The organism is Stenotrophomonas sp. 57, assembly GCF_030291075.1.
Taxonomy (GTDB): domain Bacteria; phylum Pseudomonadota; class Gammaproteobacteria; order Xanthomonadales; family Xanthomonadaceae; genus Stenotrophomonas.
In genome coordinates this window covers 2,382,487-2,394,464 of record NZ_CP127407.1, presented here as the reverse complement: position 1 = coordinate 2,394,464, position 11,978 = coordinate 2,382,487, and the positions used below count along the sequence as shown (strand labels likewise).

Here is an 11,978-nt window from a genome sequence, read left to right as displayed (position 1 = left end):
GGGAGCCGCCATCAGCGGTGAGGACCACCGACACGGCGCCGCCGGGTGCAGGAGCGCGCCCGGCGGCAGGCGCGACGCGCGAATGCGTCACGGTAGATGCCGACCTTGGTCGCCAGTAGATCCACGCCATGCGTGGATGCGTTGCCTTGGGAAGCAGCCTAAAGCTCCAGCACCCGCCGGTAATTCAACGGCCCACGTCCGTCGCGCAGGCCCAGCCGCAGTTCAAGGCCGGTGGCCGGCATTACCTCGCCCTCGCTCGGCAACTCGGCCCATCCCGTTCCTGGCTGCCAGGCCCGCACCTCGAACCGCTGCACCCCGCGCGCCACAGCGATGCCCTTCGACAGTTCCGCCGCCGGCAACGGGTACTGGTCCGTAGCCGTACCACTGGCCCGCCACAGCGTATCGCCTTGCCGCCACCAGCGTACCCGTTGCCAGTGCAGCCCGTCGCTGCCGACACTGCGGGTGATCTCCAGCGAGAAGCTCCCATCCGGGCGCCGCTCGCTTACCAGCGAAGGAGGCAGCAGCCGCTGCGGTTGATCGGCCGGCCGCACTGCACCATTCATCAATGCATCGTCTGCCCGCATTTCGATATCACGCTGGAACTGCTGCAGCACGCGCAGCGCCGTCATGGTCTCGGCGTCGGCCTGGCGCAGGCGCTGGTCGCTGTTGGTCACGCTGTCGAGCGCCCGCCAGCAGATCAGTGCCAGTACGCCCATGATGGTGATCGCAATCATCACCTCGATCAGGGTGAAACCACGCACGGCGCGCGTCATTGCGCCGCCGTCCATGGCAACTGCATCCGCGCCAGCGACTGCCGAGGAGCATCCTCGGCAACCACACTCAGTTCCAACTGCGGCTGGCCGTCGCTGCCGGTGCCCAGATGCTGAAGCACCAGGAAGCTGCTGCGCCCCTGCACGCAGCGCTGCCGGGCATGCTGCGGTGCCTGCCCGCTCAGGCGCAGTTCCTGCCAGCGGTCCTGTACACATATCAGTGCCAGGCGACGGTCACGCAGCCGTGACTGATCGTCGGTCGCCACTGCCACCGAGCGCATCACCGCCGCCAGTGCAATCGATACGATCGCCAATGCGATCAGCACTTCGATCAGGGTGAATCCGCGTGCCGCCTGCTTCATTGCACGACCTGCAACTGTCCGCTGCCATCATCACGAAGACGCAGTGTGCGACCTTCCAGCGACAATCCAAGCTCCCAGGCGATGCCGATCCACTCCGGGCTCAGCTCAACAGGGCTGGCGGGCTGCACCGCAATGCCCGTTGCCTGCCACTTCTGCGGACGCAACAGATCATCGCGTTCAACGGTCACCCACCCGCTGCCTTCGCGTCGGCTGAAGCGATAGCCGGTGGCGTCGGCCTGCCAACGCAGGGGGCGGCCATCGATGCGCGCCTCATCGCGCGCCACCTGCAGGCGCTGCGCCAACCGCTCGGCTTCCTGTCGCAGCTGCCGGCCCGGGTCGAGCAGGCTGCCAAGGCCCAGCCCGATTCCGGCCGTGCAGATGCCGATGATCACCAGCACCACCATCAGTTCCAGCAGGGTGAAACCACGCGGCATGCGCTGCATCGACGTTGCCTCCTGTGCTGGCCGATGCCTCCCAGCCTAGGCGTGCATGATGAAACAAAAGCGTCAGCGGCAGCTGCTAGCGTGGGCGGGGACGAACGTGGCGATGGTGCGGAACATGGATGGCAGGCGCTGGGATCGCAATCGCATACTGACCCTGCTGGCGGCAACGCTGCTGCTGGCCGTGGTGGCCTACTGGGGCGTCACTCTGTCTGCGGTAGCGCCCGTGGCGGCCGCCAGCGAAGCGCATGCCGATGCGCCGGCAAGGCCGATGTTCGATGCGGCGGCCACCCTGCCGCTTGTACGGCTGCTGTCTCCCGGGGCAGTGCAGACGGAGGTGGTCGTACTGGGCGTGATGGCCGGTGACCATGCGCCATTGGCCCTGCTCTCGGTGGATGGGCGCCCGGCGGAAGCGTATGCGCCCGGCCAACGGCTCGGACCCTGCACGGTGCTGGCCAGCATCAGTGCCAGTGCGGTCGAATTGAACCAGGCCGGGCAATCGCGCAGCCTGCCGGTGCCTGAGCTGCCGCCGTTGCCAAGCGATGGCATCGTGCCGGTTGCACTGTAGAGCCGAGCCTACGCTCGGCTGCTCCTGCGCGGCATCGCCGATGAATGCAAAGACAGCCGAGCATGGGCTCGGCTCTACAAGGGCGCAGGCTCAGCGCGCCGGACGCTGCGGTACCACCGAACGACCAAAGGCATCGCCCATGCGCTGTCGCGTGCCTTCCAGATTGTACTGCATCAGCTGGTTGCCGGGCTGCCGCATGAGCCGTTCGGCCTCGGAGAGTGCCGGTGATTTCGCCGCTTTCGATGCCGGCGCAAGTTTGCGCTGCAGGCAGTCCCACGCCGGAATGCGCTCGCCATTGACCTGTACTTCGATGCAGGGCGCGGTGTCTTCCTGCTTCTTCGTCTCGACAGCGCGCACCGGGGGCAACACCAGCAACAGCGCAAGGATGAGGGCAGCGCGCAGGCCCGCCATCAACGATTCACGCATCCCGGATCTCCCGCAGCAATCGACGTTCTGCAATGAAGACGCGTGGCAAAGGCAGGATCCGCCTGCATGCGTTGCCGCGCTCTCAAAAGATGACAGTGCTGTCACAAAACTGTTGGCGGCTTTGACGCGACGTACACGTCCTGTTGATAGACCCACGCGCCGCTCCCTGGCCACTCCCTTCGATACGACGCGATGCCTTCGATGAATGCTGTTCCGTGCCGAGCCGTCCGCCTTCCCTTGCGCCTGCATCCACTGGTGCTGGCCCTGACGGCGATGCCGCTGCCATTGTTAGCGCAGGAGGCGGCGCCTGCGCCCAGCGTGAACATCAATGAATACATCGTGCGCGGCAACACCGTGCTCGATCCGCGCCAGATCGAGCGCGCGGTGGAGCCGCTCCTCGGCCCGGGCAAGACCCTGGCCGATGTCGAGAAGGCACGCGATGCTGTCAATGCGCTGTACCAGCAGGCGGGCTACCAGTCGGTCTACGTGGAGCTTCCCGAGCAGCAGGTCAGTGGTGGCGTGGTGCTGCTGAAGGTGCAGCAGACACCGATCGGCCAGCTGCGGGTCGTGGGAACGAAGCACGAATCGCCAGAGCGCATCCGCCAACGCGTGCCGGCACTTGCCGAGGGCAAGGTGCCGGACTTCGACCAGGCGCAGAAGGAACTGACTGCGCTGAATGAAGGCGGGCGCCGCCAGGTGATGCCGCTGGTTCGCGAGGGCCAGGTGCCAGGCACGATGGATGTGGACCTGCAGGTCGAAGAGAAGTCGCCGTGGCGAGCCAGCGCGTCACTCAACAACGACCACAGCGCCGACACCGAGAAGCTGCGCCTGAGCGCGTCGCTGGCGTACGACAACCTGTGGAAGCGGGGGCACAGCGCCAACATCGGCGTCTATCTTGCGCCGGAAGATACCAGGCAGGCCAAGGTGTTCTCGGCCTCGTACATGGCGCCGTTTGAAGGCACGCCATGGAGCCTGGAAGCGTCCGGCTACAAATCCGACAGCCGCGTGCTCAATGCGGGCAGCCAGGTCGGTACCGGCACCGGCACCAATGTGATCGGCAACGGCCATTCGATCGGCCTCAAGCTCAACTACCGCCTGGCAGGCAGCAGCCAGTGGTGGCGCCAGCTCGGCCTCGGCGTGGATTTCAAGGACACCGAGGAAGACACGCAGATGGGCAAGGAGAGCCTGAAGACGCCGCTGAAGTACGCACCGATCACCCTGACCTTCGTCGGCGTACGCCAGGGCGAGCAGGACCAGTTGAGCATCAACACCCAGCTGGTGGCCGGCACCCGCCGCCTGTTCGGGTATGGCAGCGATGCCACCGCATTCGGCCAGAAGCGCTACTGGGCCGATCCGAGTTTCGTGGCGTTCAAGGCCGACGTGGCGAACACCCACACCTTCGGCAATGACTGGCAATGGTATGCGCGCGGCTCGCTGCAGGTGACCGATGCGCCGCTGGTGTCGGCCGAGCAGTTCGCCGCCGGTGGCATGTACACCGTGCGTGGCTATCTGTCGGCAGAGGCGATCGGCGACTACGGCGGCCTGGCGAGCCTGGAATGGCGCACCCCGGCGTGGTCGCCGTGGAACGGCACCGACTTGCGTGCCTACACCTTTGCCGATGCGGCCTATCTGCGTCTGCGCCAGCCGCTGCCCGAACAGCGTGACAAGTACAACCTGGCATCGGTCGGCCTGGGCGCGCAGCTGCGCCTCGGCGAACACCTGCAACTGCGCCTGGACTACGCCTGGCCCTACGCCGATGGCCCGGTCACGCGCAAGGACGACCCGCGGCTGCATTTCAACATCAGCACCAGCTACTGACCCTTTCCTTGAACATGCGTTCCCCGGAGACCCTTCGCATGGACCGTTTGCTTTCCCGAGTGTTGCTGCTGCTGGCCGCGCTGGTTGCGTTGCCCGCCGCTGCGGCCGATGCCAATTGGTGGCAGGCCGAATGGAAGTACCGCAAGCCGATCACCGTCGACGCTGGCCCGCAGGGCGCTGGCCTGACCGGCGACCCGGGCCGCACGCCGCTGCTGCTGCGCCTGCATACCGGCAACTTCGGTTTCGATGGTACCCAGGATGCGGGCAACGACCTGCGTTTCGTCTCGGGTGATGGCCGCACCGTGCTGGCCCACCAGATCGAACAGTTCGATCCCAAGCTTGGCCTGGCCCTGGTCTGGGTGGATGTACCGGCGGTCAGCGCCGCAGCACCGCAGACCATCTGGATGTACTACGGCAACGAGAAGGCGCCGGCCAGCGGCAACGGTCAGCAGGTGTTCGACCCGGACTACACGCTGGTCTACCACTTTGCCGAGGCCAACGCGCCGGCACGCGACACCACCGCCTATGGAAACAACGCCGGGGCCGTGGCACCGCCGTTGGAAGGCTCGGTGATCGGCCGCGGCGTTCAGTTGGGCGCAGCCCCGCTGCTGCTGCCCGCAAGCGCTTCGCTGGCGCAGGAAGCGGGCGCACCGCTGACCGTCTCGGCCTGGATCAAGCCGGGCAGCAACAACGCCGCACAGGCGATCTACGCACGCCGCGATGGCGCTTCCGAGCTGGTGCTGGGCATCGAGAACCGTGTGCCGTTCGTGCAGCTCAATGGCCAGCGCAGCACGCCAGCGCAGCCGATACCGGAAGGGCAGTGGGCACATGTGGCACTCACCGCCGAGAAGGGAGCAGTGCAGCTGTACCTCAACGGTCGCGTGGTCGCGCAGTTGAGTGGTGAGTTGCCGGCACTGCGCACCGCGCCCGTGGTGGGCGCCGATGCGCCGGGTGCAGCGCAGCCGCTGGCCAATTTCGAGGGCGCACTGGATGAGCTGCGCATCTCGCGCGTGGCACGTCCCGCGGCGCTGCTGCTGGCCGATGCCACCGCACAGGGGGCCGACTCGCGCCTGATCAGCTACGGTGCCGACGAGCAGTCCGCCGGTCAGAGCCACTTCGCCTTCATCCTGAAGGCCATGCCGTTCGACGCCTGGGTGGTGGTGGCGATCCTCGGCCTGATGATGCTGCTGTCGTGGGCCATCATGATCGCCAAGGGGCGTCACTTCGGCCGCACCAGCAAGGCCAACGCGATGTTCACCGAGAGCTTCGGCAGGTTGTCCGGCGTGCCGCTGCGTACCCTGTCCGACATGGACCGCGAGGGCAAGGCGCCGACCGCGATGCACGACGGCTCGCTGTGGCGGATCTACCAGGTGGCCATCGATGAAATGCAGCAGCGGCACCAGCGCGACGGCAACAGTGGCTACCTGAGCGGCGCGACCATCGCCGCCATCCGTGCCTCGATGGATGCGGTGATGGTGCGGGAGCAGGAGGCAATGGCGCGGCGCATGAACTGGCTGTCGACCACGATTGAGGGCGCGCCGTATGTGGGCCTGTTCGGTACCGTGATCGGCATCATGCTGGTGTTCGTGGTGGCAGCGATGGCCGGCGCGGTGGACATCAACTCGGTGGCACCGGGCATGGCCGCGGCGCTGCTGTGTACGGCGGCTGGCCTCGGCGTCGCGATTCCAGCGCTGTTCGGCTACAACTACCTGGGGGCACGTGCCGAGGCGATCAGCGCCGACATGGCGGTGTTCATCGACGAGTTCGCCGCACGCCTGGCCGAAGAGCAGGACGGGCGCGGCCCGTCCACGGTCCAGGGCTGAGGGGCGCGCCATGGGCCAGAAGGCGAAGTTCGGCATCAAGAAGCGCGAGAAGGGCATCAACGTGACGCCCTTCGTCGACGTGCTGCTGGTGGTGCTGGTGATCTTCATCCTGACCAGCAACGCCTCCATTCCCGGTATCGAGGTCAACCTGCCGAAGGCCAGCAACAGCATCGCGCTGGAGAAGCCGAAGACCAAGGCGATCACCATCGACCCCAGCGGCCAGGTGTTCCTGGATGCCTACCCGGTGACGATGGCCGAGCTGGAAGACCGCCTGCGCACCGAGCGCGCGACCACGCCGGATTTCCCGGTGATCGTGCGGGGTGATGCGCAGGTCCAGTACGCGCGCGTGGTCGAGGTGCTGGACCTGCTGCGGCGGCTGGAGCTGGCCCAGGTCGGGCTCGTCACCGGCAAGGCGCAGGGCTGAGGCATGACGGCCCATCAACCCCCTCGGCCGGAGCCCGGCATGCGCGGCCGCCAGCTGTTGGTGACCGTCGCGCTGGTGCTAGCTGCGCTGTTGGTGCTTGGCTTTGCCGTGTGGTGGCTGCTGTTCAAGGACACCGCCAGCACCCGCCGGCCGGTGGTGCAGCCGCCGATGCTGGCGCTGCCACCACCCCCTCCGCCGCCGCCACCGCCGCCGGAAAAGCCACCCGAGCCGGAGACGCCACCGGAAGAGGCGATGCCAGAGCCGGAACCTCTGGATCAACCGACGCCGGCTGAAGAGCCGACGCCAACGCCGGACAACGCCGACCCGGTAACGATGAATGCTGATGCGCAGGCCGGCGGTGACAACTTCGGCATCCAGTCGGGCAGTGGCGGCGGCGCGTCCGGCGTCGGCCGCGGTGGTGCCGGCAACGCCACCTACGGGCGCTACCTCGGCTATCTGATGCAGCAGGCAATCTCGCGCGACGACAAGGTCAAGCGACTGGCGTTCCAGCTGCAGGTGAACGTGTGGCTGGCCAACGATGGACGCCTGGAGAAGGTCGAGCTGGTGCGCGGCAGTGGCAACGAAGAAGCCGATGCGGCCGTGCTTGATGCGTTGCGTCGCATCGGCAAGGTCGATCAGGCACCGCCGCCGTCGCTCGATTTCCCTGCCCGCGTGCTGATCCAGGGCCGCCGTCCCGGCGCCTGATTCCCGACTTCCGTGATTTCCCTCCCTTGGATGAGAACCGTGATGAACGACCACGACCGCGCACGAATCGATTCCCGCCGCCCGCGGCCGGCCCGACGGGCGCTGCTGTGCTGCGCCGTGCTGCTCAGCCTGGCCGCCCCGGCGGGGGCGATGGCCGCCGAAACCACCATGGTCAAGCTGATCAAGGGCCTGATCGCCAGCGGTGCGCTGAAGCCGGAAGACGGCCAGGCGCTGCTGTTGCAGGCCGAGGCTGAAGCAGCGGCCGCATCGCGCACCGCGACCACCGCACCTTCGGCCGCCAGCGGTGGCGTGGCCCTGGAGGCCGGCGACGTGCGCGTGCCGTACGTGCCGCAGAGCGTGCGCGACGGCATTCGGGACGAAGTACGCCAGGATGTGATGGCGCAGGCCAGGTCCGAGGGCTGGGCGGCACCGAACGAAGTGGCTGAGTGGACCAAGCGCATCAAGGTCACCGGTGACATGCGCGTGCGCAGCGAGTCGCGCTTCTACTCCGAGCGCAACAGCGACATCGTGAGCAACTGGGCGTCGATCAACGCCGGCAATGGCTTTGACACCAACACCAACACCAACCTGCAGTTGCCGCCCCTGCTGAACACCCGCCAGGACCGCCGAAACCTGTGGCGCATCCGTGCCCGCCTCGGCATCGAGGCCACCATCGGCCAGCACACCACGGCCGGCGTGCGCCTGGCCAGCGGCAGCAGCAATGGCCCGGTGTCGACCACCGAGCAGCTGGGGGGTGGCCTGAGCAAGAAGGACGTGTGGCTGGACCAGGCGTGGCTGGCCTACAGCCCGGCCGACTGGGTAACGGTGCGCGGTGGTCGCTTCGGCAATCCGTTCTGGACCAGCGACACGCTGTTCTCCAATGACCTGAACTTCGACGGTCTGGCCGCCAACCTGAAGTACGGCTTCGACGGCGGTGATCTCGATGTGTTCGGCAACCTTGCGGTGGTGCCGCTGGAGTACACCTCCGACAACGCACCCAGCCAGAGCCAGATCAAGACCCCGAACGAGAACAAGTGGCTGTCCGGCGCACAGGTGGGTGTGAACTGGCGCTTCAACGATGACAATGCACTGCGTGCGGCGCTGGGTTACTACGACTTCAAGAACATCAGCGGCCGTCTGTCCTCGCCGTGTGCGCTGTACGCCGGCGCAGTCGGCTGTGACACCGACTGGTCGCGCCCGGTGTTCATGCAGAAGGGCAACACCCTGATGCTGATCCGCGACATCGCGCGCAATCCGCTGGACCCGGCCAACACGCCGACCCCGCAGTACGTCGGCCTGGCTTCGGCATTCCGCCTGGTCACGCTGAACCTGCGCTGGGATACGCAACTGGCCCAGGGCATTGGCCTGCGCCTGGATGGCGACTACGTCCGCAACCTCGCTTACGACAAGCAGGCCATGTTCAGTCGCGCCAACAACGGCATCGTCAACAACTATGGCGCTGGCGGTACCGCCAGCATCGATACCTTCCGCAGTGGTGACACGGCATGGATGGTGCAGGCCACCTTCGGCGCCACCGACCTCAAGGAGAAGGGCCAGTGGCAGGCGCTGCTGGGCTACAAGCACATCGAGGCCGATGCGCTGCCGGACGCCTACAACGATCCGAACTTCCACCTCGGCGGCACCAACGCCCGCGGCTACTACGTGGGCGGCGCCTACGCGCTGGACGCGCGCAGCTGGATCAGCGGCAAGTGGATGGCGGCCAAGGAAGTGTCTGGTGCACCGCTGTCGATTGATGTGTTCCAGCTGGAGTTCAACACCGGGTTCTGAGTGGCGGGCGTGATGCGGGTCACGTCGTGCGTGGCGGGGGCGCAGCGATGCGCCCGTCTAGGGAAAGGAGACCACGCGTTGTTCAAAAGGAGGAGTGGATGAGCCGTCGCAAGCTGTTCGAGAGTCCCGAATCGTCCAGCCAGGTGCTGGGTGTTGGACCGGCCTATGTTTCAGTGGAGGGCCTGCGCCAGCACCTGGCGGAGTTCCTGCTGTATGCGGGCCGGCCGGTTGTGATCATGCGCGGACGCAGCGAAGTGGGCTATTTCCTGCCGGCGCGCTGCTGGCGCCAGCGTGACGACGATCCGCTGGCGGCGGCTGCCGCCGACCAGCTGCTGGACGCGGCCGGTTTCCAGGCCGAGGACATCCAGCAGGTGGAGCAGGAATTCAACGCCATGCGCCAGCGCACCGTGCTGCATTCGCGGCGCTGAGCGGAATGTGGAGCCGAGCCCACGCTCGGCCGCATGCTGCGGAGCCGAGCATGGGCTCGGCTCTACAGTAGATCCACGCCATGCATCGATGGGGTTACGCTGCAGCCCCGCGCTCACTGGTGATGCGTGCACCCTCACGCATCACCAGCGTCACCGGTGTTTTCTCCACCACCTCCAGCAACCGCTGCCACTGCGCATCGCTCAGCTCGGCGCCGGCATGCAGCACGCGGTGCACGTGGAAGCGTCCATCCTCGTCACGGTCCGAACGCAGCTCGGCATGGAACTCGCCCAGCTCCCAACCCTTGCGCTGCGCGTACATGCGCAGGGTGATGGCAGTGCAGGCCGCCAACGACGCCAGGTACAGATCGAACGGCGCAAAACCCTTGCCCTGGCCGCCCAGTGAGGCGGGCTCGTCCGCCTCCACATCGAAGCTGCCATTACTGATGTGGTGCAGGTAGTCGTCGGCGGTCGAAACAATGCGTGCGTAGGCCATCGGGATCTCCTTTTGTGTGTAGGGCCGAGTCATGTTCGGCCAATCCCACCGCAGCGTCGAGCCACGCTCGCAGGCCAGTGCGCGTGTTGATCGATTACCTCGCTGAGTGTTTCGAGGCGTTGGACGAGCCGTAGGCCGCCATCCACGCATGGCGCGGATCTGCCCTGCATGGATCATGTGCGGGGCGGCGGCTTGCCGCCTGCGGCCCGGCAGCCCACAATCCACGTCCGGACCGTCGCCATCACGCCCATCATTCCCCGGTCCGGCCTTGGCACCTATGTCTCCCAATGCCCTGGCGCTGGTCGAACTGCTGATCCGCGAGCGCCGTGCGCTGTCTCGCTTCATCGCGCGCTACCTCGACCCGGCCAGTACCGAGGACACGCTGCAGAACCTGTACCTGAAGGCCAGCAGCGTACCCGGCGATCCACCCATCCTGGAGCCGCGTGGCTATCTGTACCGGATGGCCTATCACCACGCGCTCAACCGCAGCCAGGCCGACGCCCGCGAGCGGCGCGCCATGGCGGAGTACGTCACCGACATGGCTGATTCAGGCCACGACGGTGAGGCGCAGGCGCTGGACCAGGCGCAGCTGCGCGAGATTGCCCAGACCATCCTCGCGCTGCCAACGCAGGTACGCGAATGCTTCGTGCTCAACCGGTATCTGGGCCTGAGTGAACGCGAGATCGCCACCCGCCTCGGCATCTCCAAGAGCGTGGTGGGCAAATACGTGCTGCGCGCGGCGCTGCTGATCCAGCAGCACCAGCAGGGAACACGCCGATGAGCTGCGATTGCCGTGGGCAGATCGCGCCCGCCGTTGTCACAACAGGAAAGCGCACCCGTTCGCGGTGCGGCAGGCCACAACCATGATCACGTCCGAACCCTCGCCGCGTCAGGCCAGGCAGGCCTTGCGCTGGGTGATACGGTGCAGTGCAGGCCCGCTGCCCGGACGCCAGCACCGAACCCTGCAGCGCTGGCTGCGGGCCGATCCGCAGCATGTGCTGGCCTGGCACCAGCAGCAGGCATTCTGGCGGGGGCTGGATGCCGCCGGGCCGGAGGTGCTGGCCGCGCTGCCCGAACTGACCGAAGATCGCCAAGGGCTGCGCGCGATCGCGCCACGACGCCGACTGCCGTGGATGCTGGCCAGTGCTGCCGCCGTTGTCCTGATGGTTGCCGCTGCGCCGCACGCGCTGTTGCTGGCACGCAGCGATCTGCGCAGCAGCGAAGCGCCGCGCGTGGTGCAGCTGGAGGACGGCAGCACGGCGGTGCTGGATGCAGGCACCGCGCTGGCAGTTGCATTCAATGGCCACCAGCGGCAGCTGCGCCTGCTGCGCGGCCAGGCGTGGTTCCGGGTGGCGCACGAGGCGCGGCCGTTCCAGGTCGAGGCTGCTGGCGGCCAGATCCGCGATATCGGCACGGCCTTCAGCGTGTCCCTGCAGGACGGCATGGTCACAACGGAAGTGAGCGAGGGCGTGGTCGATGTGCGGCCCGGCGCGGGCAACGTTCAGCGGCTCTACGCAGGCCAGGCACGAAGCTTCCGTGACGGTCTCTGGGTGCAGCCGGCACGCCGGGCCGACCCCGAGGCCCTGGCGCCCTGGCGCCGCGGTGAAGTGGCGATCGACAATCTGCCTGCTGCCGAGGCCATCGCCGACCTGGCGCGTTACCGCCACGCTCCGGTGTGGGTGCTGGGCGGGCAGGCGGCGCAGGTGCGGGTGAGTGGCCTGTTCCACCTGCAGCAACCGGACACCGCCATCGATGCCGTGGCTGCGCAGGCGGGACTGCGTGTGCAGCGCCTGCCGGGCGGCGCCATGGTGCTGTGGTGACGCGGCTTTGGCGCATGGACGAACCGGCCAGATGAAAAAAACATGAAAGAACCGTGGGCAGTCACTGTGCCCCGTTGTCTATAGAGGTATAGCCAGAGCGAAACACCGTTTCT

14 protein-coding genes are annotated in these 11,978 nt (G+C 67.0%); 9 read left to right on the top strand and 5 right to left on the bottom strand.

Going from position 1 to position 11,978, the window contains the following annotated elements; genetic code table 11:
* Positions 1-158: 158 nt before the first annotated feature.
* Genes QP512_RS11030 through gspH form a run of 3 tightly spaced genes read right to left on the bottom strand, consistent with a single transcriptional unit; the run spans position 159 to position 1,575 of the window.
* Positions 159-773, bottom strand: a complete 615-nt coding sequence (locus QP512_RS11030) for a prepilin-type N-terminal cleavage/methylation domain-containing protein (protein ID WP_286068544.1) — start codon at positions 771-773, stop codon at positions 159-161.
* Positions 770-1,132 carry a type II secretion system minor pseudopilin GspI gene (gene gspI, locus QP512_RS11025; RefSeq protein ID WP_286068543.1) on the bottom strand — a complete coding sequence of 121 codons (363 nt, stop codon included), beginning with the start codon at positions 1,130-1,132 and terminating at the stop codon, positions 770-772. The genes QP512_RS11030 and gspI overlap by 4 nt, the downstream gene beginning before the upstream one ends.
* On the bottom strand, positions 1,129-1,575 hold the full coding sequence (gspH, locus tag QP512_RS11020; RefSeq protein ID WP_286068542.1) for a type II secretion system minor pseudopilin GspH: 447 nt from the start codon (positions 1,573-1,575) through the stop codon (positions 1,129-1,131). The genes gspI and gspH overlap by 4 nt, the downstream gene beginning before the upstream one ends.
* A 103-nt stretch (positions 1,576-1,678) precedes the next feature.
* Between gspH and QP512_RS11015 the strand changes: the two genes are divergently transcribed.
* Entirely contained in the window at positions 1,679-2,140 is a 462-nt protein-coding gene (locus tag QP512_RS11015; protein ID WP_286068541.1) for a general secretion pathway protein, read from the top strand.
* Between the two features lie 90 nt (positions 2,141-2,230).
* Here the strand turns inward: QP512_RS11015 and QP512_RS11010 are convergent, their stop codons facing one another.
* Positions 2,231-2,566, bottom strand: a complete 336-nt coding sequence (locus tag QP512_RS11010; RefSeq protein ID WP_286072035.1) for a hypothetical protein — start codon at positions 2,564-2,566, stop codon at positions 2,231-2,233.
* Positions 2,567-2,767: 201 nt separating this feature from the next.
* Here QP512_RS11010 and QP512_RS11005 point away from each other — a divergent pair, with 201 nt between their 5' ends.
* The 6 genes from QP512_RS11005 (at position 2,768) to QP512_RS10980 (ending at position 9,552) form a co-directional block, all read left to right on the top strand.
* Entirely contained in the window at positions 2,768-4,384 is a 1,617-nt protein-coding gene (locus tag QP512_RS11005; protein ID WP_286068539.1) for a ShlB/FhaC/HecB family hemolysin secretion/activation protein, read from the top strand.
* Positions 4,385-4,422: 38 nt separating this feature from the next.
* Positions 4,423-6,207 carry a MotA/TolQ/ExbB proton channel family protein gene (locus QP512_RS11000; RefSeq protein WP_286068537.1) on the top strand — a complete coding sequence of 595 codons (1,785 nt, stop codon included), beginning with the start codon at positions 4,423-4,425 and terminating at the stop codon, positions 6,205-6,207.
* Positions 6,208-6,217: 10 nt separating this feature from the next.
* Complete coding sequence (locus QP512_RS10995; RefSeq protein ID WP_069138399.1) at positions 6,218-6,631, top strand: biopolymer transporter ExbD; 414 nt, start codon at positions 6,218-6,220, stop codon at positions 6,629-6,631.
* Positions 6,632-6,670: 39 nt separating this feature from the next.
* Complete coding sequence (locus QP512_RS10990; RefSeq protein ID WP_286068536.1) at positions 6,671-7,336, top strand: cell envelope integrity protein TolA; 666 nt, start codon at positions 6,671-6,673, stop codon at positions 7,334-7,336.
* 42 nt (positions 7,337-7,378) lie between these two features.
* A complete protein-coding gene (locus tag QP512_RS10985) occupies positions 7,379-9,124 on the top strand; it encodes a putative porin (protein WP_286068535.1) in 1,746 nt (581 codons plus the stop codon).
* Positions 9,125-9,222: 98 nt separating this feature from the next.
* A complete protein-coding gene (locus QP512_RS10980) occupies positions 9,223-9,552 on the top strand; it encodes a hypothetical protein (protein ID WP_286068534.1) in 330 nt (109 codons plus the stop codon).
* Between the two features lie 94 nt (positions 9,553-9,646).
* Here the strand turns inward: QP512_RS10980 and QP512_RS10975 are convergent, their stop codons facing one another.
* Positions 9,647-10,045 (bottom strand): OsmC family protein, encoded by a 399-nt coding sequence (locus QP512_RS10975; protein ID WP_286068533.1) that lies wholly within the window; start codon positions 10,043-10,045, stop codon positions 9,647-9,649.
* 277 nt (positions 10,046-10,322) lie between these two features.
* Between QP512_RS10975 and QP512_RS10970 the strand changes: the two genes are divergently transcribed.
* Positions 10,323-10,826 carry an RNA polymerase sigma factor gene (locus QP512_RS10970; RefSeq protein ID WP_286068532.1) on the top strand — a complete coding sequence of 168 codons (504 nt, stop codon included), beginning with the start codon at positions 10,323-10,325 and terminating at the stop codon, positions 10,824-10,826.
* Between the two features lie 82 nt (positions 10,827-10,908).
* Positions 10,909-11,865 carry a FecR domain-containing protein gene (locus QP512_RS10965; RefSeq protein WP_286068531.1) on the top strand — a complete coding sequence of 319 codons (957 nt, stop codon included), beginning with the start codon at positions 10,909-10,911 and terminating at the stop codon, positions 11,863-11,865.
* Positions 11,866-11,978 lie beyond the last annotated feature (113 nt).